The 23,169-nt window shown below is 74.5% G+C and carries 23 protein-coding genes; 10 read left to right on the top strand and 13 right to left on the bottom strand.

The window, feature by feature from the left end:
• Nucleotides 1-169: 169 nt before the first annotated feature.
• Complete coding sequence (locus OG689_RS06585; RefSeq protein WP_266318548.1) at nt 170-3,061, bottom strand: FAD-binding and (Fe-S)-binding domain-containing protein; 2,892 nt, start codon at nt 3,059-3,061, stop codon at nt 170-172.
• A gap of 121 nt (nt 3,062-3,182) precedes the next feature.
• On the opposite strand from OG689_RS06585, the gene OG689_RS06580 reads away from it, so the two are divergent.
• Nucleotides 3,183-3,812 carry a hypothetical protein gene (locus tag OG689_RS06580; protein WP_266318546.1) on the top strand — a complete coding sequence of 210 codons (630 nt, stop codon included), beginning with the start codon at nt 3,183-3,185 and terminating at the stop codon, nt 3,810-3,812.
• Between the two features lie 87 nt (nt 3,813-3,899).
• Here OG689_RS06580 and OG689_RS06575 read toward each other — a convergent pair whose 3' ends face one another.
• The 4 genes from OG689_RS06575 to OG689_RS06560 form a co-directional block, all read right to left on the bottom strand.
• Complete coding sequence (locus OG689_RS06575) at nt 3,900-4,934, bottom strand: glycosyltransferase family A protein (RefSeq protein ID WP_266318544.1); 1,035 nt, start codon at nt 4,932-4,934, stop codon at nt 3,900-3,902.
• Between the two features lie 276 nt (nt 4,935-5,210).
• Nucleotides 5,211-5,912, bottom strand: coding sequence for a lytic transglycosylase domain-containing protein (locus tag OG689_RS06570; protein ID WP_266318542.1), 702 nt, complete (start codon nt 5,910-5,912; stop codon nt 5,211-5,213).
• Between the two features lie 556 nt (nt 5,913-6,468).
• Nucleotides 6,469-7,410: an EI24 domain-containing protein gene (locus OG689_RS06565; protein ID WP_266318540.1), complete on the bottom strand. Its 942-nt coding sequence runs from the start codon at nt 7,408-7,410 to the stop codon at nt 6,469-6,471.
• Between the two features lie 154 nt (nt 7,411-7,564).
• The gene (locus OG689_RS06560; protein ID WP_266318539.1) at nt 7,565-9,001 is read right to left on the bottom strand and encodes an amino acid permease; all 1,437 of its coding nucleotides are present in this window, start codon (nt 8,999-9,001) and stop codon (nt 7,565-7,567) included.
• 346 nt (nt 9,002-9,347) lie between these two features.
• On the opposite strand from OG689_RS06560, the gene OG689_RS06555 reads away from it, so the two are divergent.
• Nucleotides 9,348-10,688 (top strand): metallophosphoesterase, encoded by a 1,341-nt coding sequence (locus OG689_RS06555; RefSeq protein WP_266318537.1) that lies wholly within the window; start codon nt 9,348-9,350, stop codon nt 10,686-10,688.
• Between the two features lie 135 nt (nt 10,689-10,823).
• Here OG689_RS06555 and OG689_RS06550 read toward each other — a convergent pair whose 3' ends face one another.
• Nucleotides 10,824-11,045, bottom strand: coding sequence for a hypothetical protein (locus tag OG689_RS06550; RefSeq protein WP_266318536.1), 222 nt, complete (start codon nt 11,043-11,045; stop codon nt 10,824-10,826).
• A gap of 252 nt (nt 11,046-11,297) precedes the next feature.
• On the opposite strand from OG689_RS06550, the gene OG689_RS06545 reads away from it, so the two are divergent.
• Nucleotides 11,298-11,594 (top strand): hypothetical protein, encoded by a 297-nt coding sequence (locus OG689_RS06545; protein ID WP_266318534.1) that lies wholly within the window; start codon nt 11,298-11,300, stop codon nt 11,592-11,594.
• A 191-nt stretch (nt 11,595-11,785) separates the two neighbouring features.
• Here OG689_RS06545 and OG689_RS06540 read toward each other — a convergent pair whose 3' ends face one another.
• The gene (locus OG689_RS06540) at nt 11,786-13,198 is read right to left on the bottom strand and encodes an NADP-dependent succinic semialdehyde dehydrogenase (protein ID WP_266318532.1); all 1,413 of its coding nucleotides are present in this window, start codon (nt 13,196-13,198) and stop codon (nt 11,786-11,788) included.
• 106 nt (nt 13,199-13,304) lie between these two features.
• Nucleotides 13,305-13,586, bottom strand: a complete 282-nt coding sequence (locus tag OG689_RS06535) for a DUF6158 family protein (RefSeq protein WP_266318530.1) — start codon at nt 13,584-13,586, stop codon at nt 13,305-13,307.
• Between the two features lie 218 nt (nt 13,587-13,804).
• Between OG689_RS06535 and OG689_RS06530 the strand changes: the two genes are divergently transcribed.
• On the top strand, nt 13,805-14,416 hold the full coding sequence (locus OG689_RS06530) for an HPP family protein (RefSeq protein WP_266318529.1): 612 nt from the start codon (nt 13,805-13,807) through the stop codon (nt 14,414-14,416).
• 50 nt (nt 14,417-14,466) lie between these two features.
• On the top strand, nt 14,467-15,456 hold the full coding sequence (locus OG689_RS06525; protein ID WP_266318527.1) for an adenosine deaminase: 990 nt from the start codon (nt 14,467-14,469) through the stop codon (nt 15,454-15,456).
• Nucleotides 15,457-15,509: 53 nt separating this feature from the next.
• Here the strand turns inward: OG689_RS06525 and OG689_RS06520 are convergent, their stop codons facing one another.
• Nucleotides 15,510-15,998, bottom strand: a complete 489-nt coding sequence (locus OG689_RS06520) for an ATP-binding protein (RefSeq protein WP_266318525.1) — start codon at nt 15,996-15,998, stop codon at nt 15,510-15,512.
• A gap of 324 nt (nt 15,999-16,322) precedes the next feature.
• Complete coding sequence (locus OG689_RS06515) at nt 16,323-16,784, bottom strand: VOC family protein (protein ID WP_266318523.1); 462 nt, start codon at nt 16,782-16,784, stop codon at nt 16,323-16,325.
• Nucleotides 16,785-17,099: 315 nt separating this feature from the next.
• Between OG689_RS06515 and OG689_RS06510 the strand changes: the two genes are divergently transcribed.
• The 5 genes from OG689_RS06510 (at nt 17,100) to OG689_RS06490 (ending at nt 21,540) form a co-directional block, all read left to right on the top strand.
• On the top strand, nt 17,100-17,270 hold the full coding sequence (locus OG689_RS06510; protein WP_266318521.1) for a hydrophobic protein: 171 nt from the start codon (nt 17,100-17,102) through the stop codon (nt 17,268-17,270).
• Between the two features lie 563 nt (nt 17,271-17,833).
• Entirely contained in the window at nt 17,834-18,748 is a 915-nt protein-coding gene (locus tag OG689_RS06505; RefSeq protein WP_266318520.1) for a SigB/SigF/SigG family RNA polymerase sigma factor, read from the top strand.
• Between the two features lie 207 nt (nt 18,749-18,955).
• Nucleotides 18,956-19,336, top strand: a complete 381-nt coding sequence (locus OG689_RS06500; RefSeq protein ID WP_266326913.1) for an STAS domain-containing protein — start codon at nt 18,956-18,958, stop codon at nt 19,334-19,336.
• A 303-nt stretch (nt 19,337-19,639) separates the two neighbouring features.
• Nucleotides 19,640-20,128, top strand: a complete 489-nt coding sequence (locus tag OG689_RS06495; RefSeq protein WP_266318518.1) for an ATP-binding protein — start codon at nt 19,640-19,642, stop codon at nt 20,126-20,128.
• A 473-nt stretch (nt 20,129-20,601) separates the two neighbouring features.
• A complete protein-coding gene (locus tag OG689_RS06490) occupies nt 20,602-21,540 on the top strand; it encodes a PP2C family protein-serine/threonine phosphatase (RefSeq protein ID WP_323189259.1) in 939 nt (312 codons plus the stop codon).
• 153 nt (nt 21,541-21,693) lie between these two features.
• Here the strand turns inward: OG689_RS06490 and OG689_RS06485 are convergent, their stop codons facing one another.
• The 3 genes from OG689_RS06485 to OG689_RS44760 form a co-directional block, all read right to left on the bottom strand.
• A complete protein-coding gene (locus OG689_RS06485; RefSeq protein ID WP_266318517.1) occupies nt 21,694-22,131 on the bottom strand; it encodes an ATP-binding protein in 438 nt (145 codons plus the stop codon).
• Between the two features lie 167 nt (nt 22,132-22,298).
• Nucleotides 22,299-22,736 (bottom strand): response regulator, encoded by a 438-nt coding sequence (locus OG689_RS44765; protein ID WP_323189258.1) that lies wholly within the window; start codon nt 22,734-22,736, stop codon nt 22,299-22,301.
• Nucleotides 22,737-22,751: 15 nt separating this feature from the next.
• Nucleotides 22,752-23,126, bottom strand: coding sequence for a hypothetical protein (locus OG689_RS44760; RefSeq protein WP_323189257.1), 375 nt, complete (start codon nt 23,124-23,126; stop codon nt 22,752-22,754).
• Nucleotides 23,127-23,169 lie beyond the last annotated feature (43 nt).

Here is a 23,169-nt window from a genome sequence, read left to right as displayed (position 1 = left end):
CATCACATTCGGTAGGAGTGGTTCCGGTGGACGCCGTTGTGCGCCGCCGGAGCCGGTGCACAGCGTAGGAGGTGTCCTGACGCCGGGTCAGAACGTTGGATGGATTGTCGTTTAATGATTGAAGTTGAAAAGTCGTGAAATCTGTGGGGCTGTTGGGAAACGGGTGTGCTCACGCCCGTTCGCGCGGCTCCCCCACCCCGGCCCGCAGCGCGCGTTGCAGCAGCTCCGCCAGGTGCAGCGCGCGCCGGCCGTCCGCGAGCTGGGCGATCTGCGTCCGGCAGCTGAACCCGTCCGCCAGCACCACCGTGCCGGCCTCCGCGGCCCGGACCTCCGGCAGCAGCACCCGCTCCGCCACCGCGACCGACACCTCGTAGTGGCCCCGCTCGAAACCGAAGTTCCCGGCCAGACCGCAGCACCCCGAGTCGAGCACCCGGTTCGCCAGCCCGATCCTGGCGTCGATCCGGCGGTCGGCCCCGGTGCCCAGCACGGCGTGCTGGTGGCAGTGGGTCTGGGTGATCGCCTCCCCGCCGACCTGCGGCAGCTCCAGCCCGGCGGCGGACTCGTCCAGGAACTCGGCGAAGGTCCGCACCCGGGCCGCGGCCGGGCGGCCGGCCGGGCCGAGCAGCTTGGGCACCTCCTCACGCAGGGCCGCCGTGCAGCTCGGGTCCAGGCCGACCACCGGGACACCGTCGGGCAGGGCCCGCAGGCTGCGCCGCATCACCCGGCGGGCGGTGTCCAGCTGCCCGGTGGAGACCCAGGTGAGGCCGCAGCAGACCGGCCCGGTCGGGAGCTCGACCGCGAAACCGAGGTGCTCCAGCACCTCCACGGCGGCCCGCAGCACCTCCGGCTGGAGGTGCTCGGCGAAGGTGTCCGGCCAGAGCACGACGCGTTGCCCGCCGGCCGGGGCCGGGTGCGCGGCCCGGTGCCGGCGGAACCAGCGGCTGAAGGTCTCCGGCGGCAGGACGGGGATCGCCCGGCGCCCGTCCACACCCGCGAGCCGCTTCAGCGGGCCGGCCGCGGCCGAGCGGGCCACCCGGTTGGCGAGGCCGGGCGCGAGCGCGGCGCCGCGCAGCCAGAGCGGCAGCCAGCCCATCGAGAGGTGCGAGGCGGGGCGCAGGCGGCGGCGGTGGTGCTGGTACAGGAATTCGGCCTTGTAGGTCGCCATGTCGACATGGACCGGGCAGTCGCTCGCACAGCCCTTGCAGCCAAGGCAGAGGTCGAGCGCCTCCCGCACCTCCGCCGACCGCCAGCCGTCCGGCACCGCCTCGCCGCGCAGCATCTCCGCCAACAGCCGGGCCCGGCCCCGGGTGGAGTGCCGCTCCTCGCCGGTGGCCATGTAGCTCGGGCACATCACCCCCGTACTGGTGTCCACGCACTTGGCCACGCCGACACAGCGGTGCACGGCCTTGAGCAGGCTGCCCCCGTCCTGCTCGTACGGCAGCGCCAGCGGCAGGTCGCGCACCGGCCCGTCGAAGCGCAGGTCCGCGTCGAGTGGGCGCGGGTCGACCAGGTTGCCCGGGTTGAGCAGGTTCTCCGGGTCCCAGATCCGCTTGAACCGGCCGAACAGGGCGATGATCTCCGGCGGGTACATCCGGGGCAGCAGTTCGGCCCTGGCCTGCCCGTCGCCGTGCTCGCCGGAGAGCGAACCCCCGTACGACACCACCAGGTCGGCCGCCTGCTCCAGGAACTCCCGGAACACCCGGCCGCCGCGCGGCGCCGTCAGCGGGAAGTCGATCCGCAGGTGCACGCACCCCTCGCCGAAGTGCCCGTACGGGACGCCGCGCAGCCCTGACCGGCGCAGCAGCCCGCGCAGGTCCCGCAGGTAATCGCCGAGCCGCTCCGGCGGCACCGCGGAGTCCTCCCAGCCGGGCCAGGCCTCCCCACCGTCGGGCAGTCGGGTGACGATCCCCGCGCCGGCCTCCCGGACGCCCCAGAGCTGGCGCTGCTCCGCCGGGTCGGTGACCACCGAGGCGGTGGCGGTACGCTCGCGGCGGACGGCGTCGACCAGGGCGCGGGCGGCGTCCAGCGCCTGCGCCTCGGTCGCCCCGCCGGCCTCCATGAACAGCCAGCAGTCGCCGTCCGGCAGCCGGTCCAGCGCGGGCGGCCGGGGGCCGGCGGCGAGCAGGGCGGCGATCAGGTCGCCGGCCATCCCCTCCACGGTGAGCGGGCCCAGCGGCAGCAGGGCCGGCACGGCGTCCGCGGCGGCCGTCTCGTCCGGGTAGCCGGCCACCACCAGCACCCGGACGGCCGGCTGCTCGACCAGCTGCACGGTGGCGCCGAGCAGCAGCGCGCAGGTGCCCTCGGTGCCGGTGAGCGCGCGGGCCAGGTCGTGGCCGTGCTCGGGCAGCAGCGCGTCGAGGGCGTAGCCGGAGGTGCGGCGCGGCAGGTGGGGCATGCCCTGGCGCAGCGCGGCCAGGTTCTGGTCGGCCAGGTCCTGGAGGGCGCGGTGGAGTTCGCCGGGCCGGCCGGGCAGTTCGCGCAGCCGCCCGCGCGCGACGGGGGAGAGCGGGCCGCCGACGGTCAGCTCGGTGCCGTCGGCGAGCAGCAGGTCCAGCGACTCGACGTTGTCGGCGGTCCGCCCCCAGGCCACCGAGTGCGCGCCGCAGGAGTCGTTGCCGATCATGCCGCCGAGGGTGCAGCGGCTGTGCGTCGACGGGTCCGGTCCGAAGCGCAGCCCGTACGGCCGGGCGGCGGCCTGCAGATCGTCCAGCACCGTGCCGGGCTCGACCCGGGCCAGCCGGCGCTCCGGGTCCACGGACAGCACCCGGCCGAGGTGCCGGCGGAAGTCGAGCACCACCGCGCCGGGCCCCACGGCCTGGCCGCCGATACTGGTGCCGGCGCCCCGGGCGACCACCGGCACGCCGTGCTCCCGGCAGAGCGCCAGCGCCGCGCGGACGTCGTCGGAGTCGGCGGGTTTGACCACGCCGAGCGGCAACTGCCGGTAGTTGGAGGCGTCGTGGCTGTACACCGTGCGTTCGGCCGCGCCGAAGCGGACCTCGCCGCGCAGCGCGGCGGCGAGCGCCCGGGCCAGTTCGGCGCCTGCGGCGGAGTGCTGGGTCACGGCGTGCCTCCCGGGGTGGGCGCGGCGGTCATACCGCCGATGATCCCAGCCGGGGCGCCGGGGCGCGGGGCGGCCACCCCGGGCGGAGGCGACGGGGTGTCATATGGCAGGCTCGGCTGCCATGATCACCGACAACAGCTACCAGGCACGGGGCGACGGGCCCGGTTCGTACCTGGAGCGGCTCCCGATCGGCCGGCGTCCGCAGCTGCGGGCGGACGGCGTCCAGTCCTGGGACATCTTCCCCTTCGAGGGGGAGCTGCGGGTCAAGGTCCTGGACGAGCCGCTGCTGCCCGAACCGCCCCGGCAGGGCGAGGCCGGCGCCGAGGAGTGCGACCAGTGCGCCCGGCCGGACTCCGACTTCCTCTGGACGGACGAGCACTGGCGGCTGAGCGGGCCCGACCAGCCGGCCGGGCTGCCCGCCATGGTGCTGCTCCAGCCTCGCGACCACCACGACCTGACCGACCTGCCGCCCGCCCGGGCCGCCGAACTCGGCGCGATGCTCCAGCGGACCGAGCGGGCCGTGCTGTCGCTCGGCGGGATCGCGCGGGTGCACATCGACAAGTGGGGTGACGGCGCGGCGCACCTGCACTTCTGGCTGATCGCCCGCCCGGAGGGCATGGCGCAGCTGCGCGGCGCCTGCCTGCCGCTCTGGAACGACGCGCTGCCCCGGGTGCCGGCCGAGGAGTGGGCCCGGACCGGGCGGCTGATCGCGGCCGCGATGGCGGCCGGGGGCGGTACCGCGCAGGTCTGACGGCGGCGCCGGCCCGGTCCGGCGCCCCAGCCTGCTGCTGCTTCCGCTGCCGCTGTCGGTGAGGGCCGGCCCGGCAACGGCGGACCGTCAGCCGGCCGGCTCCGGGGTCCGGCGGCGGCCGGCGCGGGCGGTGACGGCGCCCCGGGCGATGTGCGAGAGCTTGGCGACCTCGAAGGCCGGGTACGAGCCGCCCGCCAGCAGGGAGAACTTCAACCCGTCCCGCCCGGCGGGCCGCCGGTGTCCGGCCGGCAGGAAGCGCCGGTGGTGCTCGGCGGCACGCTGGAAGAACTGCGGGCGCTCGGCCCTGGCCACGCACCCGGCCAGCTCGAAGACGAACAGGTAGTGCCGGATCATCCGGTCGAACAGGTGCGGGCGGACGGCTTCCAGGTCCGGCCGGGCGTCGAGCAGCTCGAAGCTGCGCTCGTACTGGCCGAAGAGGTCGAAGTGGCTGCTGCCGGGCGAGCCGCTGGGGTGCAGGGTGTGCCGGCGGCGCAGCTGGACGCACTCGCGGGGGAGGACGGCGATCCGCCGGGCGTCCATCAGCGCCTGGTGGACGACGGGCACCTCCTCGTAGCGGCCGTCGGGGAAGGCCAGGGCCAGGTCGTTCCACCGGGCGCGGTCGAGCAACCGGTCCCAGCTGAGCGGCGGGGCGCCGAACAGCTCGGGGCGCGCCGCCGGCCCGAGGACGGCGCCGCCCGCGGCGGCCAGCTGCTGCTGCGCGCCGCCGGGCCAGTCGCGGCCGCCGTGCCGGCGGGTGTGGCCGAACAGCAGGACGTCGACCGCGCCGGTCTCCGCCAGCCGTTCGGCCAGCGAGTCGAAGGCGTCCGGCGGCAGGACGTGGTCGCTGTCCAGGAAGAGCAGGTACTCGCCGCGGGCCTGGGCGGCGCCGGCGTTGCGGGCCCGGCCGACGCCGACGGCGGCGTTGAGGTGCAGGACGGAGACGTTGGGGTGCTGGGCGGCGTAGGCGACGGCCAGGTCCGCGGAGACGTCCGGGGATCGGTCGGCGACCAGGATGACCTCGAAGTCGCGGAGGGACTGGGCGAGGAGCGATTCGAGGCAGTCCGTCAGCTGTTTCTGCTGGTCGTAGGCGGGGAGTACGACGCTGATCAGGGGTGAGGGCATGCCGTGGAGGGTAGGAGCGGCCGCCTTCGCAGGCAACGGCCGGCCGCCTCCCGAAACTGACCATTCCCTGTCAAAAGGAACGGCGTGCGCCATATCTTCACCGCGCGCGCCGAGGGCGTCCACCTGGGCCGCGCGCCGGGCGCACGGAACGGCGCACACCGACATGTCGGTGTGCGCCCCCGGGCGACCTTGCCAGGCGTGTGACCAGCGCGAATCCGGGCCGTCCCCGGACCGTCCGTCCCCGGACCGTCCGTGTGCGGGTGGTGGGCGTCCGGCTCAGTACGCGTGGTGGACCTGCCAGAACTTCCACGCCCCGCACGGGCTGCCGTAGGTGGCGTTCATGTAGCTCAGGCCCCACTTGATCTGGGTGGCGGGGTTGGTCCGCCAGTCCGCGCCGGCCGCGGCCATCTTGGAGCCGGGCAGGGCCTGCACCAGGCCGTACGCGCCGGAGCTGGGGTTGGTGGCCGTCACCTTCCAGTTGCTCTCGCGCTCGATGATGTTGTTGAAGCACTGGAGCTGTCCGGCGGGCACGATCTGCGCGGCGATCTGCTGCGGGGTGCCGGTGAACGCGGCGGCGCTGTTCAGTGCGGAGCGCTGCTGCGAGCGGGAGGCGGCCGCGGCGGCGTCCGCCTTCGCCTTGGCGTCGGCCTGCGCCTTGGCCTGGGCCTGTGCGGCGGCCGCGTCGGACTGCGCCTTGGCTTCCGCGTCCGTCCGGGCCTGGGCCGCGGCGGCCGCGTCCGCCTCGGCCTTGAGCTTCGCGGCGGCGTCCGCCGCCTGCGCCGCGTCCGTCTGTGCCTGCGGTTCCTCCGCCGTCGGCGTCGCGGGGAGCCCGTCGACGGAGGCGGTGGTCACGGTGGTCACGGCCTCGGCGGTGGCGCTGTCCTGCGGGAGGGCCAGCGAGAGGGTGGCGGCCCCGGCCAGCGCGATGGTGGTCACACCGGTGATCAGGGAGTTGCGGCGGGCATGGCTGAGCTGCATGGGGCGGGTGTCCTCTTCCGTCGGGCGTGGGACCGCGCCGGAGCGCGGGGCGGCCGGACCCGCTCGGGGGAGAAGGTCCGGCGCCGCTCCGCGGGACGGCGGTGGCACCCCGGCTGTGGGGACGGGGCGGGCAGGTTGCGCGGCGGTGGGACGCCTCGCGGCCTGGCGGCCTGCACATTCTTCGCAGAGCCCCGAGCGGGGAGCAAAAGCCCCGGCTACTACGGACGGTAGTGGACACGGTGGTACCCGGCCGTAGCCGGGTGCGACGAATCTGGTTACCCGGAGTAGGGGAATTCCGCGCCGGGCGGGGGCGGCCGCCGCCGCGTCCAGGGCTGGAAGTCACCTGGTGGCCCCTGTTCCGGGCCGGGGCGCCCCGCCGTCGGCGCCCTCGGCCCACGGGCCGAGGACGGAGGGCGGGGCGCGCCCGACAGCCGGCAACTATCAGCGGTAGTAGTGACGGGAGAGCCTGTGTCCGGCCTCACAGGCGGTGCACGCCGCTGTGGCGCGGTGTCACCACCCGCTCGCCTTCGGTGGCCGCACGCGCTCGTGTCCGGGGTTACGGAGCGGACCGGTAGGGATTGGCCTCGACGCCGCCGCGGTACGGGTTGTGCGCCTGCGGGGGCTCCGCGTACGGGTTCTCGGGGTAGGCGCCCGTCGTGGAGGGGCCGCCGTACGGGTTCCCCTCCGGGTGCTCCCCGGACTCCCGGGCCGCCTGCGCGCCGTCCGTGCCGTCCTCGCCGTCCTCGCCGTCCCCGTCCGCCTCGACCGGGACGAGATCCCGGGCCAGCAGGGTCGCGCCCGCGACCGCGCCCGGCATCGCCAGCACGGTCAGCAGCGGGACCAGGAACAGCAGGATCAGCGGTACGCCGAACCCGAGCGCCAGCGGCAGCCGGCGGCGCAGCAGCCGGATCCGCTCGGCCTGCGGCACCCCGCGCCGTTGCAGCGCCACCGCGGAGAGCTCGACCACCAGGAAGAAGCCGGAGACGCAGAAGCCGAGGACCGGCACCACGGTCTGGCCGACCACCGGGATGAACCCGCAGGCGAACAGCAGGATCCCGAAGGCGAGCACCCGGACCAGGACGTACAGGCTGTCCCGGGCGGAGATCAGCAGCTCGCGCCAGAGCGGGATCTCCGGCTTGGCGGGCGCGCCGCCCTCGGTCTCGTCGACCTTCTCGCAGAGCGACTCGTAGAAGGGCTGGCCGACCAGCAGGGTCACGGCGGTGAAGGTGATCAGGGCGATCAGCAGGCCGCCGCCGAAGGTGATGGCCGCGAGCGCGCCGCGCAGCAGGCCCTGCCAGGGGGAGCCCCAGCCGTCGGCGAACGGGGTGGCCCAGGCGGCCAGGTCGTCGGCCCGGGTGCTGAGCAGCACCAGCGCCACGATGTATCCGACCAGGGTGATCAGCGCGGGAATCATCCCGAACCCCCACCAGCGGCCGTGTCGCGCCACCCACTTCTGGCCCTTGGCCAGGTACACCGTCCCCGCCACAAGATCTCGCATAGAGGGAAGGGTAGGGGACGCCGTCGGACCGGTCACCTCTGGTCCGGGGCCCACGGCCCGGCCCGCCGGACGGTCGGCCTGACGACGCGTCCGGCCGTCCGCCCGCCCGGTGAGGGCGGCCGGACGGCCGGAGGGGGTGCGCCGCCGGTGCCGGCTATCCGGCCGCGGCCGCGAGGGCGGCGGCCTTGCGGCGCCGGTCCACCACGGCCGCCGCCACCAGGACGACGGCTGCCGCGACCAGCGAGAGGTACATCTGGGTCCGGCCGTCGTGGTCGGTGAACATGTAGATCATCACGAACCCGATCAGGCCGATGGTGGCCCAGGTGAGGTACGGGTAGAGCCACATCCGGACGGTGAGGCGCTCGGGCGTCTCCCGCTCGATGATCTTGCGCATCCGCAGCTGCGAGAAGCAGATCACCAGCCAGACGAAGAGGGCCACCGCGCCCGAGGAGTTGATCAGGAACTTGAAGACGGTGTTCGGCGAGGTGTAGTTGAAGAACACCGCGAGGAAGCCGAAGACCACCGAGGACAGGATCGCGACCCGGGGCACGCCGCGCCGGCTCACCCGGGCGAAGGCCTTCGGGGCGTCGCCGCGCTGCCCGAGCGAGAAGGCCATCCGGGAGGCGGTGTAGAGGCCGGAGTTGAGGCAGGACAGGACGGCGGTCAGCACGATCACGTCCATCACCCGGGCGGCGCCGGGGATGCCGACGTGCTCCAGCACCGCGACGTACGGGCTGCCCTTGACCGAGGCGTCGTTCCACGGCAGCAGGGTCACCACGATCGCGATCGAGCCCAGGTAGAAGACCCCGATCCGCCAGATCACGCTGTTGGTGGCCCGGCTGACCGCCTTCTCCGGGTCGGCGGACTCGCCGGCGGCGAGCGTGACGATCTCGCTGCCCATGAAGGCGAACACCACGGTCAGCATGCCGGTGAAGACGGCGCCGACCCCGTGCGGCAGGAAACCGCCGTTGCCGGTCAGGTTGGCCGTGCCGACCGCGCTGGTGCCGGGCAGCAGGCCGAAGACGGCCAGGGCGCCGATCACGATGAAGGCGATGATGGCCACCACCTTGATCCCGGCGAACCAGAACTCGAACTCCCCGTAGGAGGCCACCGAGAACAGGTTGGTGGCCGTCAGCACGGCCATCACCAGCAGGGCGAACGCCCACTGCGGCACACCGGGGACCCAGGTGTTGAGGATCTTGGCCCCCGCGGTCGCCTCCACGGCCAGCACCACGACCCAGAAGAACCAGTACAGCCAGCCGATGCTGAACCCGGCCCAGCGGCCGAGCGCCCGGTCCGCGTACGCCGAGAACGAGCCGCTCTGCGGGTCGGCGGCGGCCATCTCTCCGAGCATCCGCATCACCATCACGACCAGCACACCGGCCAGGGTGTACGAGAGCAGGATGCCGGGGCCGGTGGAGGCGATGCCCGCGCCGGAGCCCACGAACAGGCCGGCGCCGATCACGCCGCCGATGGCGATCATCGACAGGTGCCGGTTCTTCAGTCCGGCCTTGAGGTTGCCGTCCTGGCCGCCGTCGCCGGGGGCGTCCGGGGGTGACGCGGTCCGGGTGGTGGTGGTTTCCGCACTCATCTGCAGGGTGCCTGTGCCTTCCCGCGCGGTCGACCCCTTCGGCCTGTGGTGCCGGAGGGTGGGGGGACGGATCCGCGCAATGCGACGCAACCTAACTTCTACTTCCGAGTATCGGAACAGCGCATCGCGATCTGTCCGCTCAGCGGACGCGTAAGGCCTGGCCAGAGCCCCTTTTCGAGTTGTCGGGGAAAGCTCAAATCTGACCCGACGTCAGGTGCTTCGACCCGATCCCGGCGTGACCCGGGCGTTACCCGGCGGGGGTCGGGGGCCGGTCGGGGGAGGGCCACCGGGGTGCTCATACTGTGGGGGTGAAGATCAGTGGAACGGTCCCGGAGTTGATGGCGGCGTGATCGTGGTCGTGGTGCTCGCCCTCCTGCTGGCCCTGGCCGTCGTCGGCCTCGCCCACTGGTACCTCTGGCGCCGCCTGGTCCGGGACGTCAGCGTGCCCGGCGGGCTCTGGCGGCGGACCGGCACCGTGCTGGCGTTCCTGCTCCCCGTCCTCGGCATCGGCGCCGTGGTCGGCGGGCGGGCCCTGCCGATGGCGGCCGAGCGCTGGATCGCCTGGCCCGGGTTCCTCTGGCTGGCGGTGCTGCTCTACCTGCTGCTCTTTCTGCTGGCCGGCGAACTGGTCCGCCCGCTGCTGACCCGGCTGGCGGCCCGCCGGGACGCGGCACGGGAGGCGGCAGGGGGCGCCGCAGCGGACGCGGGAGACCCGGGACGGGGCGCGGCGGGGGGCGCGGCTCCGGCCGGTGCCGCCTCCGGGCCGGTCGCCGGCCCCGCCCCCGACGCGGTTCCGTCGCCCGCCGACCCCGGCCCGCCGACCGTCGACGCCGCGGCGCCCGCACCCGGCGGCCCCGCCTCGCCGCAGCGGCGGCTGTTCATCGCCCGCACGGTCGCGATCGGCGCCGCCGGCGCCGCGGCGGCGGTGGTCGGCAACGGCACCTACGGTGTGCTGCGCGGCCCGCGCCTCAAGCAGGTGACCGTCCCGCTGGCCAAACTGCCCGCCCGGGCGGACGGCTACCGGATCGCGGTGGTCAGCGACATCCACCTCGGCCCGATCCTCGGCCGCGCCCACACCCAGCGGATCGTCGACACCATCAACGGGGCCCGGCCCGACCTGATCGCCGTCGTCGGCGACCTGGTCGACGGCACGGTGCCCGAACTCGGCCGGGACGCCGAGCCGCTGGCCCAGCTCCGGGCCAAGGACGGCGCCTTCTTCGTCACCGGAAACCACGAATACTTCTCCGGGGCGGCGCCCTGGGTCGAGTTCGTCCGCTCGCTCGGCGTCCACCCGCTGCAGAACGCCCGGGTGGAGCTCCCCGGCTTCGACCTGGCCGGCGTCAACGACCTGGCCGGCACCTCCGAGGGCGACGGGCCCGACTTCGACAAGGCCCTCGGCGACCGCGACCGCTCCCGAACCTCGGTGCTGCTCTCCCACCAGCCGGTGACCGTCCACGACGCCGTCCGCCACGGCGTGGACCTGCAGCTCTCCGGCCTCACCCACGGGGGCCAGCTCTGGCCCGGCAACTACCTGGCCGAGCTCGCCAACCCGACGGTGGCCGGGCTGGAGCGCTACGGCGACACCCAGCTCTACGTCACCCGTGGCGCCGGCGCCTGGGGCCCGCCGGTGCGGGTCGGCGCGCCCTCGGACATCACCATCGTCACGCTGGCCTCGCTGCGGGCCTGAGGGTACGGAACTCCGCCGGGCTGCGGGTGCGGACCCCGCCGGCCCGGCAGCGGGCAAGCGGGTACGGAACTCCGCCGGGCTGCGGGCGCGGAACCCCACGTGAGAGCGGCCGGTCGCCGGAGCGGTCGGCCGCTCTCACAGCGGGCGCAGCCCGAGCAGGGTGATCAGCCGCCGGTCGGCGGGCCGCCCGGTGAGGCGGGCGGCGATGATCCCGGGGATGTCGCTCTCCTGGGAGTGCCCGGGCAGTACGGTCACGTCCGCCCGGCGGATCCCGGCCCGGCCCGCCACGGCGTACGTGACCCGGTAGGTGGTGCGCTCCGGTGGCGGGGCGGATGTGCCCGGCGCGTACTCGATCATGTGCGCCGGCCTCCTCGTGAGCAGCCCCCGGGACCCCCTGCGGACATTCTCGTCGCGCCGGCTCGCGCTGTCCTGCGCGCGCCGGCGACCGGCGCCGCCGCCTGCGCAGAAGTCCTGCGGCCGCCGGTGTAGACCCCTCCGGGACCGGGCAGCACGCCTGTAGGGCCCGGCACCGGCATGATCCGGAGGTGGCGGGCGTCGAACGGACCCGGACCGACCTGGCGCGTACGCCGGGGTCTGGAGGCGAACGAGATGGATCCGCAGACAACCGGGGGCATCACCGCGGGCCCCCCGCAGCGGCCGCACGGCCACTGGCTGAAGCGGGCCTGGAAGGCGGCTGTCGGGCTGACCCCGACGGCGGTGGTGTTCCTGGTGGCACTCTCCCTGGGCCTGGTCCTGGTGGCCGTCCAGATGTCGTACACGCCGCTGCTGGTGGTGTTCGCCGTTGTGTGGGGCGTGACCGTGATCGTCCTTTTCGGGGTGGTGTCCCGCTGGATCAGCAAGAGCCAGGGCCCCGCGCGGCACCGGAGGATGGCCACCGGGCACTGACGTCCCGTCCCGACCGACCCGTCCTCGTTCGCACGGCCCCTTGAGCACGTCCGAACGCTGAGGACCTCCGAACGCGCCCGAGCACGTCCGAACGCGCCCGAGCGGGTCGGACCCGGGCCCGAGCGGGTCCGTGCAGCCCGTCGGCCCGCGGCCCCTTCCCGGGACCGCGGGCCGACGGAAGGCGGACCGCCTCAGGAGGCGGGCGGCCCCATCCACACCGTGGTGATGTTGCAGAACTCCTTGATGCCGTGGCCGGACAGCTCCCGGCCGAAGCCGGAGCGCTTGACCCCGCCGAACGGCAGCGCCGGGTGCGAGGCGGTCATCCCGTTGAAGAAGACGCCGCCCGCCTCGATGTCCCGGACGAAGCGCTGCTGCTCCGCGCCGTCCGTTGTCCACACGTTGGAGCTGAGGCCGAACGGCGAGTCGTTGGCCCGCTCGACCGCCTCGTCCAGGTCCGCCACCCGGTAGACCGTCGCCACCGGGCCGAAGGTCTCCTCCAGGTGGACGCGCATCTGCGGTGTGATGCCCGAGAGCACCGTCGGCTCGTAGAACCAGCCGGCCGCCAACGCCGGGTCCAGACCCGACGGGCGGCGGCCGCCGCACTCCACCCGGGCGCCGTGCGCGCGGGCGTCCTCGACCAGCTCCTCCAGGTCGGTGCGGCCCTGCTCGCTCGCCAGCGGGCCCACCTCGGTGCCCTCGGCCATCGGATCGCCGACCTTCAACGCCCGCATCGCCTCGGTGAACGCGGCCAGGAAGGGCTCGTACACCTCCTCGTGCACGATGAACCGCTTGGCGGCGATGCACGACTGCCCGTTGTTCTGGACCCGTGCCCGCACCGCGGTCGCCACGGCGGCCGGCAGGTCGGCGCTCGGCATCACCACGTACGGGTCGCTGCCGCCCAGCTCCAGCACCGCCTTCTTGACCTCGTCCGCCGCCGTCGCCGCGACGGCGCGCCCGGCCGGCTCGCTGCCGGTCAGCGTCACGGCCGCGACCCGGCGGTCGCGGATCACGGCCTCCACGGCGGCCGATCCGATCAGCAGGGTCTGGAAGCAGCCCTCGGGGAACCCGGCCCGCCGGAACAGGTCCTCCAGTGCGACCGCCGTCCGGGGCACGTTCGAGGCGTGCTTGAGCAGGCAGACGTTGCCCGCCATCAGCGCCGGCGCGGCGAAGCGGATCACCTGCCAGAACGGGAAGTTCCACGGCATCACGGCCAGCACCGCGCCGATCGGGCGGTAGCGCACGTAGGCGTCCGAGGCCCCGGCGTCCGCGACGTCCTCCCGGCGTGGGACCTCGTCCGCGAGCAGGCCGGGCGCCTGGTCGGCGTACCAGCGCAGCGCCTTGACGCACTTCGCGGCCTCGGCCCGGGCGGCCGCCAGCGGCTTGCCCATCTCCTCGGTCATGGTGCGGGCGACGGCCTCCTGGTCGGCCTCCAGCAGGTCGGCCGCGCGGTGCACCAGCGCGGCGCGTTGCTCGAAGTCCGTGGTGCGGTACTGCCGGAAGGCCGACTCGGCCCGGGACAGACACAGCTCGATCGCCGCGTCGTCCAGGGCTTCGAAGGTCTGCAGGATTTCGCCGGTCGCGGGGTTCACGCTGGCGATGGGCATGGCGGGCTCCCTGACGGGGGTGGTGGGCGGTCGGGTGGGGGAGGGACCGTGCGGACGGGTGGCCGGACGGGGGTGGGGGCTGCGGACGGCCGGGGCACCCGGGCCTTCACTCGGGTGTGGCCTCGGCCCGGGCGGCGGCCTCCCGGGTGCGGGCACCCGAGCGGGTGCGAGCGGCGGTGACCTGCCGGTTCGGGAACCGGTGCAGGTACTCCGCCTCCAGCTGGGCGGTGCGCGTGCTGTGGTGCGCCAGCGCGTCGTCCGAGCCGTAGAGGAAGGTCTCGTGCCTGGTGCGGTGGAGCTGTTCCAGCTCGTGCAGCAGCACCCCGTTGTCCAGGGCGTGCGGGGAGATCCCCTCCGGCTTGCTGCGGGGGCCGTCCGGGTGCCGCATGTCCGTACCTCCTCGGCGGTTGAACCTCCTTCTACCTTCTACCCGGGGCCGTCACTCCGCCGCCGCTGACCGGGCGGCGCGATGGGCCGATCGGGTGCGATCGGGCCTGAGCGGCCCGGCAGGCGCGGCCCCCGGGTATCGCCATGCCTGTCGGCGCATCGTTCTCCTCCTCGCCGACCCCTCGATCGCGGGCCCGCGCCCGGCGCCGGACGGTGGCAATGATCCGAAGATTCCTCGCCCGGTTCGAACTGTCGGCGGTGCAGGAGCGGCACGACCCCAGTCGGGTGCTGGCCTCCTACTCCGCCGTCAACGCCGGCATCTCGCTCGCGGTGATGGCCGCGCTGGCGCACTTCAGCAACGCGCCCTTCCTCTTCCCCTCGCTCGGGCCGACCGCCTTCCTGCTCTTCTACACGCCGACCCTGCCGAGCGCCTCGCCCCGCAGCACGGTGTACGGGCACCTGATCGGCGTGCTGTCCGGCTACTTCGCGCTCGCCGTCACCGGCATGCTGGACACCCCGCCGAACCTCGACGACATCACCTGGGCCCGGCTCGGGGCGTCAGCCGTCGCGCTGGGCCTGACCTGCGGGCTGATGCCGCTGTTCGGCGTCGCCCACCCGCCGGCCGCCGCCACCACGCTGATCGTCGCGCTCGGCCTGCTGCGCACCCCGCTGCAGCTGACCGTGGTGATGATCGCGGTCGTCCTGCTGGTCGCCCAGGGCCTCGTGGTGAACCGCCTCGCGGGCATCCCCTACCCCTGGTGGCGGCCCGCGCCGCCGGCCGCGCCGAAGCCCGCCCCGGCGGCGGACGGGGTGCGCGGCGGCGGGTCGTAGGATGGTCCCTTTCCTGATAGTTCCACCCCCGAGTACCGAATCGATCCCTTATGTCGCTGCCCAAGGCCGAACTCCACCTGCACATCGAAGGCACGCTGGAGCCTGAACTCGCCTTCGCCCTCGCCGCCCGCAACGGTGTCACCCTGCCCTTCGCGGACACCGAGGAGCTGCGGCACGCCTACTCCTTCAGCGACCTGCAGTCCTTCCTCGACCTCTACTACGCCCTGATGGCGGTGCTGCGCACCGAGGACGACTTCGCCGACCTCGCCGACGCCTACCTGGCCCGCGCCGCCGAGCAGGGCGTGCGGCACGCGGAGATCTTCTTCGACCCGCAGGCGCACACCGCCCGCGGCGTGGAGATCGGCACGGTCGTCGAGGGCCTCTCGCGGGCCCTGCGGCGCAGCGAGGAGCGGTACGGCATCAGCACCCGCCTGATCATGTGCTTCCTGCGGGACGAGTCGGCCGCCTCCGCGCTGGAGACCTTCGAGGCCGCCAAGCCCCACCTGCACCTGATCTCCGGCGTCGGCCTGGACTCCGCCGAGGTCGGCAACCCGCCGGCGAAGTTCCGCGAGGTGTACGAGCTGGCCGCCGCCGCCGGCCTGCGCCGGGTCGCGCACGCCGGGGAGGAGGGCCCCGCCGAGTACATCCGCGAGGCGCTGGACGTGCTCGGCGTGGAGCGGATCGACCACGGGCTGCGCTGCCTGGAGGACCAGGACCTGGTCGCCCGGCTGGTCCGCGAGCAGATCCCGCTGACCCTCTGCCCGCTGTCGAACGTCCGGCTGCGCTGCGTCGACACCCTCGCCGACCACCCGCTGCGCCGGATGCTGGACGCCGGACTCCTGGTCACCGTCAACTCCGACGACCCGGCCTACTTCGGCGGCTACGTGGAGGACAACTTCACCGCCCTGCGGGACGCCCTCGGCCTGGACCGGGAGACCCTGCGCACGCTGGCCGCCAACTCCTTCAAGGCCGCCTTCCTGGACGAACCCCGGCGCCGCGCGCTGCTCGCCGAGGTGGCCGCGTACGAGTTCACCGACTGAGCGGGCTCTCCGGGCTCCCGCCCGACCGGACGGCCAGGCCCTCGGCCGGGTTGTCAGGCGTCCGGGTGGGGAGCGAGCCGGGCCCAGACCGACTTGCCGCCGGGGACGGGCTCCACGCCCCAGGATTCGCTGAGCCGGGCGAGCAGGTGCAGGCCGAAGCCGCCGTCGGCGCCCGGCTCCCGCCGGACCGGCAGCCGTGGCGAGGAGTCGCTGACCCGGAGCAGCACCCCGCCCGGCACCGGACTCAGTTCCAGGTCGGCCGGGCCGCCGGCGTGCCGGTGGGCGTTGGTGACCAGCTCGGACACCAGCAGGACGGCGTGGGCGTACTCCTCGCCCGGGTGGTCCCATTCCCGCAGGGTGTTCCGGGCGAGCTCGCGGGCGCGGGCGAGGGTGCCGCTCCCGGGCGGGATCCGCCAGCCCCGGCCGGGTGCTTCCGGGAGGTCGGCGACGGATGGGAGGCCCGGGACGTGCGGGAGGCCCGCGACGTGCGGGGAGCCGGGCGCCAGCGGCAGCACGGCGGTGTCCGGGGTGCTCTCAGTCATCGGGCGGAGCCTCCTCCGGGCCGGGCCGTCCGAGCGGTTTCCGTCGGCCCGGGGCCGGCCCCGGGCCGTCCGTGTGTCGTTCTCCGGCTGTGCCATGTCCACTGCCCCTCCCTGGTTCGGGCTGCGTCGGTGCGGTCGGGGCCGGGGAGCGGGCCGCTCTCCGGCTCACGACCCGCCTACCCGAAGGGGTGGGGCGCATGCGGCCGGTGGTCCCTTTTGTCCCTCGCCCCGTGGCCGGCGCGCCATGCCACCGGGGCCGCTCCCGCCCGGCCCCGCCCGGCCCCGCCCGGGGACGGCGGTCGACCGGCGCCGGACCCGGCGGCCTCAGTCCAGGCAGAACTCGTTGCCCTCGGGATCGGTCAGCACGATGAAGCCGGCGCTCATCGGGGGAGCGGGCTCGTAGCGGCGCAGCCGGGTGGCGCCGAGGGCGACCAGCCGCTCGCACTCGGCCTCCAGTGCCGCCATCCGCTTCTCCCCCTGCAGCCCGGGAGCCGCACGGACGTCAAGATGGACGCGGTTCTTGGCGACCTTGTCCTCCGGCACCTGCTGGAAGAACACCCGCGGGCCGTTCCCGTCCGGATCCTGGATGGCCGACCTCGTGTTGCGCTGGTCCTCCGGCACGCCGATCCGGGCGAGGAAGTCGTCCCACGCGGCCAGCGGGTCGGCGCCCTCGGGCAGGGCGACCCCGGGCGGTCCGGGGTGGACGTAGCCCAGCGCGTCGCGCCAGAAGGACGACAGCGCTCGCGGGTCGTGGGCGTCGAAGGTGACCTGGAACTGGCGGCTCATCGGGGTACTCCGTTCGTAGCGGTGTCGGTGTCGGTGTCGGTCTCGATGCGGGTGCGGGATGCGGTCGTGCGGGGGTCGGGCCTCGCGCGCGTCCGCCCCCGTGGGGTCCCGGCCGTGGTCCTGTCACCACCCTGACACCTCGGACCGACAGGACCGGTGCGCCATGAGGGGAACGGCCGCGCGCGCCGGGCGGTCCACCGCGTGCCGCCGGGTGGACGGCCCGGCCGTATGCCCGCTTTCTCGCGGAAGATTCCCAGGAATAGCCCCGACCGACCCGGGCATGCGGTTTTCGACACCGACTGGGAGGTCTTCGAAATGGGTCCGCTGCTTCTGGTACTTCTTCTCGCGCTTCTGCTCTTCGGCGCCGGTTTCGCCCTCAAGGCACTGTGGTGGATAGCCGTCTTCGTCCTGGTGGTCTGGCTGCTCGGATTCGTCGCCCGGGGGACGCACCCCTCCGGCAGTCGCCACCGGTGGTACCGCTGGTGACACACCGCGCCGGTAAGGCGCGCTGGTCGTAGGGCAGTTCGGGCGGGGCGCACCCCAAGGGTGCGCCCCGCCCGCGTGCCCGGCCGCGCGTGTCCGGCCGCGCGTGTCCGCCGCGTCGGTCCGGCCGCTTCCGTCCGGCCGGGGAGTGACGGGCAGTCGGACGGTACGGATGGCGAAACGGGCCGGAAATCACGACGGCGGACGTGCGACCACCGGACGCGCCGTCGGAATACCGGAGGAAATCCCCCTACGCCGAATGGGGCGCCGTGGGCATCGTGATTTCGTCGTCCGCACGGTCCGCGCCCTCCGGTGCGGCTGATCCCGCCTCCGGCTGACACTCCGCCAAGTTCGTCCTCCCCGGGAACGGTCAGGCCGACTGCCCGTACCGCGCGGGTCGGCACTCCGGTCCACCTGAGGGCGCAAACCCGTACAAGCGTCATACATGCCGCATGTACGGTCAGTTTCGCGCCGCGGCGCATGCGCGGGTGATCGCGGGGTAGCCGCGGCCCAGGAGCGTTGCGCCGATCCGTGGCCCGCGTTCGTGACCAGGGAGAGGGATATCCATGGCAGTCCTTCAGGACACAGCGTCAACCGTCGCTTCGGACCTCGGCGTGACTTCGGCCCCGGCCACCGCGCGACCCGAGGCCGCTCCGGCGGCTTCGGACGGGCCTGCGCCACGGATCGAGGACGCGGGTGCGATCGCGCCGGCGGACGCCCGGGTGCTGTCCAAGGACCTCTTCCTGCGGCTGCGGGACCTGGAGGAGGGCACCCGCGAGTACTCGTACGTCCGCGGCACCCTGATCGAGCTGAACATGGCGCTGGTGAAGTTCGCCGCCCGGCGTTTCAGCAACCGCAGCGAACCGATGGACGACATCATCCAGGTCGGCACGATCGGCCTGATCAAGGCCATCGACCGGTTCGACCCGACGCGAGAGTTCGAGTTCGTCACCTTCGCCCTGCCCACCATCACCGGCGAGATGAAGCGGTTCTTCCGCGACACCAGCTGGATGGTCCACGTGCCCCGGGGGATGCAGGAGCTGCGGCTGGCCCTGGCCAAGGGCTCCGACGAGCTGGAGCAGGTCCTGGACCGGCTGCCGACCACGGCCGAGCTCGCCGAGCACCTCTCGCTGACCGAGCGTGAGGTGATCGAGGGGATGAAGGCCGCCAACGCCTACACCGCGCACTCGCTGGACGCCCCCTCCGAGCACGACGACGCCGGGTCGGGCTCCGGCGCCGGGCTGGGCGCCCGGTTCGCGGTGGAGGAGGCCGGCTTCGAGGCGGTCCTGCACCTGGAGACCCTCAAGCCGCTGATCGCCGCGCTGCCCGAACGGGACCGCGCGATCCTCGCGATGCGGTTCGGCGCCGAGATGACCCAGGGCCAGATCGGCCAGGAGCTGGGCCTGTCCCAGATGCACATCTCCCGCCTCCTCACCCGCATCCTCGGCCATCTGCGCACGGCCCTGCTCGCGGAGAGCTAGGCCGGCGTGTCCGCCCCGGACCGGGGCCGGGCCGGCGTCCCCGCCGGGTTCGGCCCCGGTCCGCGCGGTGCCCGGGGCGGCTGACGGCTCCCGCACGGGGCGCCCCGGTCCGGCGGCGACCGGCCTGCCCGCGGGCGGCCGGGCGATTTTTTGTAGGGTCAGATGTGAAGGTCGGTGCGGTGCCGACGACGAAGAACCGAGGTGGAGATGAACGATCCGGCGAACGCCGCCGCGATGCCGGCCCCCGACGGGCCGGGGGCGGAGTTCCGGCGTACCGACGACGGTGCGCTGGTCTGCTCCCTGGAGGGCGAACTGGATCTGGACGGCGTGCTCGCGGTCGGGCCGGCCCTGGAGGAGGCGGTCCGCTCCGGCGCGCCGCTGATGGTCGTCGACCTGTCCCGGGTCGGGTTCTGCGACTCCTCGGGCCTCAACCTGCTGCTGCGCACGCGTACCGACGCCGACAGTGCCGGTACGGCCCTGCGGCTGGCGGGGGCCCCCGACCAGCTGCTGCGGCTGCTGGAGATCACCGGCGCGGACCGGGTGTTCGCACTCGAACCCACGCTTGAGCACGCGCTCGCCGCACGGTGACCGGGCCCGGGACGGTCGCGGCCGTCGGCCTGGACCCTCCGGCCGTGCCGGCGGCCGCCGCTGCCCGCCGTCCGGCCTGGCGGCTCGGCCCGGCCTGCCCGCCGCCCGGGGAGATGTGCAGAAACAGGGCAGCTGGTGTTCCCCGGGTCTCAGCGGGCAGGCGTGACACGGTACGGAACGGCGTGCGAGCCGCCGGGCCGGCGGACCGCGCCGGGTACCACCGGATCCGTGACCTCCCGATCCACCGACAGCGCCGAACCGCGGGGTGAGAACGTAGTGACATCCATCGACCCAGGGGCGGGCGTGCCGCAGCGGGCAGGTGTGCCGAAGGCCGGCCAGCGCCGGCGCCTCGCCCTGCTGGCCGTGCCCGGGCCCGTCGGCCGCGGCCGGCACTTCGCCCGGCAGGCCCTGGAGGACTGGGGGTGGGCCGACGCCGACACCCTCACCGACGACATCCTGCTGATCGTCTCGGAGCTGCTCGCCAACGCCTGCATCCACGGCGGTGGCCCGCGCGAACTCGTCCTCACCGCCTCCCCGGAGGGGCTGCGGGTCGAGGTGCTGGACCACGAGACGACGCTGCCCGGTCCGCGTCCGCCGCACCTCACCACCGCCCCGGGCGGCCACGGGCTGCACATCGTGGCGCGGCTGTCGGAGCGCTGGGGCGCCGACCCGCATCCGGGCGGCAAGAGCGTCTGGGCGGAGCTCGGCGCGGCCCGCCTGCGCAGTCGCGAACCGGCCGGTCCCGGCTTCACGGGCCGTCCGGCCGGACGGGACTCCGCGCCGGCGGTGTGAACGACCGGCGGTGCGGACGGCGGTGTGAACGACCGGTGGTGCGGCCGGCTGTGGGTACGAGCGGCCGTGGGTGCAAGCGGTTGTCGGTACGGACGGCCGTGGGTGCGGGTGGCCCGGCGGTGCGAGCGGCCGGTCGGCTGCGGGGAGCGGGCGGTGCCCCGTACCGAGCGAACCGAGGGGCATGGGAGTGGCCGGGGCGGGCAGGCGGGACGTACGGCGGGGCGGTTCGCCCCCCGCGTCCGGAACGGCGAGTCCTTCCGGAGCCGTCCCGCCGCTCCCGAGTCGCGCGCCTTGACCGGCGCGTCCCGAGTCCGCCCGAGGTCCGATGAATCATCACATGTCCCTGTTCCCCGCCGAGGCGGGTCCGGCCGCGGACGGCCGGACCCCGGGCCTCCCGGCCGCCTCGGCGATGGTCCCGCCGGCGGCGGTCGCCCGTCCGCTCGCCGCCGGCCCGTCGGTCCTGCGGGGTGCGCATGGTTAGCGCACGGGAGCTGCCGGGGGAGTCCGGAGCCGTCTCGCCGGCCGCCGGCGGGCCCTCGGCCCGTGAGCGCGAACTGCTGGCCGCCCTGGCGGCCTCCCGGGCCCGGTGCCGCGAATCGGAGCGCAGTCTCGCCGCGTTGCGGGAGAAGCACCGGGAGGCGGTGGCGCGGTACTCGGTGCTGTCGGCGGAGCTGGAGGAGACCAACCGCGGTGTGGTGGCGCTCTACAGCGAGGAACACCAGTTCGCCCTGACACTCCAGCGTACGTTCCTGCCGGCGACCCTCCCCGACTGGCCGGGCGTCGGCCTGGCGGTGCGCTACCTCCCGGCGGCGACCGAGAACGAGATCGGCGGGGACTTCTACGAGGCCGTCGCCACTCCCGGGGGCCTGCTGATGGCGGTCGGCGACGTCGCCGGCCACAACCTGCAGGCCGCCATGGTGATGGGGGAGCTGCGGCACGCGCTGCGGGCGTACGCCAACGAGGGGCATCCGGCCGATGTGCTGCTGGAGCGCCTGGACGCGCTGCTGGGCCGGCACCGGCCGGGCTGGACGGCCACGCTCTGTGTCGCGCTGCTGGAGTCCGGCACGGGCCTGCTGCACCTGGCGAACGCCGGGCACCTGCCGCCGCTGCTGGTCGGCCCGGACGGCCGGGCCCGGTACGTCCACGAGCACGGCCCGCTGCTGGGCCTGGGCCTGCCGCAGCCGCCGGCGACCCGGCACGAGGTGGCCCCCGGCAGCAGGCTGGTGATGGTCACCGACGGGCTGGTCGAGCGCCGGGGGGTGGACCTGGACCGTTCGCTGGAGCGGTTGCGCCTGGCGGCCGAGGCCGGACCGGGCGAGCCGGAGGCGCTCTGCGACCACCTGCTGGAAGGCTTCGGCACCCGCCAGGAGGACGACACCGTGGTCTTCGCGGCCCGGCTGGGCGGCGGCTGAGCCGGCGCGGGCCGGGTGCCCTCCGCCCGGGCCGCGCCGTGCACGGGCCGGGGCCGGCGGCGCCCACGGGCCGCTCCGCCGGAGCGCCCCGGCGCCGGGACGGGCGGAAGGGCCTCCCGGGGCCGGGCACGAGGGGTGACCGGCGGAGCCGGCTCAGTCCAGGGGGAGGTGCGCCCGGACGCGCTTGCCGCCCGCGTGCCGCTCGATGTCGTAGCGGCGGCAGACCGCGAGGACGATCTCCAGGCCGTGCTGGCCGACCCGTGCCGGATCCGGGGACCGGGGGGCCGGAAGACGCGCCTCGGTGTCCCAGACCGTCACCCGGATGTCGTCGACGGTGAGTTCCAGGTCGAGCAGGCAGGGGCCCGGTGCGTACTTCGCGGCGTTGGTGACGAGTTCGCTGACGACCAGCCGAACCGTGCCGGCCAGCGCCTCGGTCACCGGGACCCCGTGGACCGTCTGGGCCTCGGCGAGGAAGTCGTCGGCGAAGCGCCGTGCCGCCGAGGCGGTGCCCGGCGTGCCGTCGTAGGCGGCACCGGCCCGGAAGATGAAGTCCGTCCAGGTCTGTTCCGTCAGTGTTCCCGCCTCCGGCACCAGGCACCGTCCCCGTTCGTGGCCCGGTGCGCTCGCGGCCGGGCATGCGCCACCGCCTACCCCGGTTCCGCGAGGTCATGCACCGGCCGTCGGACCGGTGGCCGGCGACCGGGAGGCGGGGCCGGGGACGCGCCCCCGGCGGGGCGCCTCCCGGCTTCTGCCGCAGGTCAGGGCCGGGCGAGGACGGCGGCCGTCTCCAGGTAGAAGTTGTCGATGCTCTGGACGGCCCGGGTGAAGTCGTCGAGATTGACGGGCTTGGTGACGTACGCGTTGGCGTGCCGGTGGTAGGCACCGCTGACGTCCTCGGGGGCGGCGGAGGTGGTGAGGACCACGATCGGGATCAGCTTGAGCTGCTCGTCCGCCTTGAGGACCTCCAGCAGCTCACGGCCGTTCATCCGGGGCATGTTGAGGTCGAGGATGATCAGGTCGGGGTACCGGGCGGCGTTCTCCCGGAGGTGTTCGAGGGCGACGACGCCGTCCTCCGCCTTGACGATGGTGCGGGCCATGCCCTGCTCGAACAGGGCCTCCTCGATCAGCATGGCGTCGGCTGCGTCGTCCTCGACGAGCAGGACGCTGTACGAGCCGGCTTGCGGGCGGGCGGCCATCAGGTGCTCCGGTTCTCAGGAATGGGCGTTGCGGTGCGGAGCCGGGGGGACCAGCCCGGGCCAGCGCAGTCGGGCGGCCTGGCGGCTGATGTCGCAGGCCTGCCCGAGCTGCGGGTAGCCGGCCCCGGCCCTGGCCGCGTCGCGGGCCGCCTGGTCGGCGAGGCGCTCGGCGGCCTTCCGCAGGTGCATCAGGGCGTGCAGCCGGGTCAGCGCGTCGTGCTGCGCGTCGGCCTCCCAGGGCTCACCGGGCGCGGGGGCACCCGGGTCCGCGGCGGGCAGCGGACGGAACGCCCGGGCGGCGAGGCGGCCGGCGAGTTCTCCGAGCGTCGCGTCCGCGAGGGACGCGAGTTGGTCCTCGCCCAGGAGGGCGGCGAAGCGGTCGGCTGGCATGCCTGCCACCATAGGTGACCGTTCGTCGGGCGACAACCAAACT

The sequence above is a fragment of the Kitasatospora sp. NBC_00240 genome (assembly GCF_026342405.1).
Lineage (GTDB): Bacteria > Actinomycetota > Actinomycetes > Streptomycetales > Streptomycetaceae > Kitasatospora.
This window is presented reverse-complemented; position numbering and strand designations above follow the sequence as displayed.

Excerpts from the sequence above, each read along its gene's own strand:
- OG689_RS06570 (WP_266318542.1), bottom strand. The coding sequence starts at position 5,912 with ATGCAGCTCAGCCATGCCCGCCGCAACTCCCTGATCACCGGTGTGACC.
- OG689_RS06530 (WP_266318529.1), top strand. The coding sequence starts at position 13,805 with ATGATCCGAAGATTCCTCGCCCGGTTCGAACTGTCGGCGGTGCAGGAG.
- OG689_RS06535 (WP_266318530.1), bottom strand. The coding sequence starts at position 13,586 with ATGCGGCACCCGGACGGCCCCCGCAGCAAGCCGGAGGGGATCTCCCCG.
- OG689_RS06560 (WP_266318539.1), bottom strand. The coding sequence starts at position 9,001 with ATGAGTGCGGAAACCACCACCACCCGGACCGCGTCACCCCCGGACGCC.
- OG689_RS06550 (WP_266318536.1), bottom strand. The coding sequence starts at position 11,045 with ATGATCGAGTACGCGCCGGGCACATCCGCCCCGCCACCGGAGCGCACC.
- OG689_RS06525 (WP_266318527.1), top strand. The coding sequence starts at position 14,467 with ATGTCGCTGCCCAAGGCCGAACTCCACCTGCACATCGAAGGCACGCTG.
- OG689_RS06580 (WP_266318546.1), top strand. The coding sequence starts at position 3,183 with ATGATCACCGACAACAGCTACCAGGCACGGGGCGACGGGCCCGGTTCG.
- OG689_RS06540 (WP_266318532.1), bottom strand. The coding sequence starts at position 13,198 with ATGCCCATCGCCAGCGTGAACCCCGCGACCGGCGAAATCCTGCAGACC.
- OG689_RS06575 (WP_266318544.1), bottom strand. The coding sequence starts at position 4,934 with ATGCCCTCACCCCTGATCAGCGTCGTACTCCCCGCCTACGACCAGCAG.
- OG689_RS44765 (WP_323189258.1), bottom strand. The coding sequence starts at position 22,736 with ATGGCCGCCCGCCCGCAAGCCGGCTCGTACAGCGTCCTGCTCGTCGAG.
- OG689_RS06520 (WP_266318525.1), bottom strand. The coding sequence starts at position 15,998 with ATGACTGAGAGCACCCCGGACACCGCCGTGCTGCCGCTGGCGCCCGGC.
- OG689_RS06500 (WP_266326913.1), top strand. The coding sequence starts at position 18,956 with ATGAACGATCCGGCGAACGCCGCCGCGATGCCGGCCCCCGACGGGCCG.
- OG689_RS06545 (WP_266318534.1), top strand. The coding sequence starts at position 11,298 with ATGGATCCGCAGACAACCGGGGGCATCACCGCGGGCCCCCCGCAGCGG.
- OG689_RS06490 (WP_323189259.1), top strand. The coding sequence starts at position 20,602 with ATGGTTAGCGCACGGGAGCTGCCGGGGGAGTCCGGAGCCGTCTCGCCG.
- OG689_RS06565 (WP_266318540.1), bottom strand. The coding sequence starts at position 7,410 with ATGCGAGATCTTGTGGCGGGGACGGTGTACCTGGCCAAGGGCCAGAAG.
- OG689_RS06505 (WP_266318520.1), top strand. The coding sequence starts at position 17,834 with ATGGCAGTCCTTCAGGACACAGCGTCAACCGTCGCTTCGGACCTCGGC.
- OG689_RS06515 (WP_266318523.1), bottom strand. The coding sequence starts at position 16,784 with ATGAGCCGCCAGTTCCAGGTCACCTTCGACGCCCACGACCCGCGAGCG.
- OG689_RS44760 (WP_323189257.1), bottom strand. The coding sequence starts at position 23,126 with ATGCCAGCCGACCGCTTCGCCGCCCTCCTGGGCGAGGACCAACTCGCG.
- OG689_RS06510 (WP_266318521.1), top strand. The coding sequence starts at position 17,100 with ATGGGTCCGCTGCTTCTGGTACTTCTTCTCGCGCTTCTGCTCTTCGGC.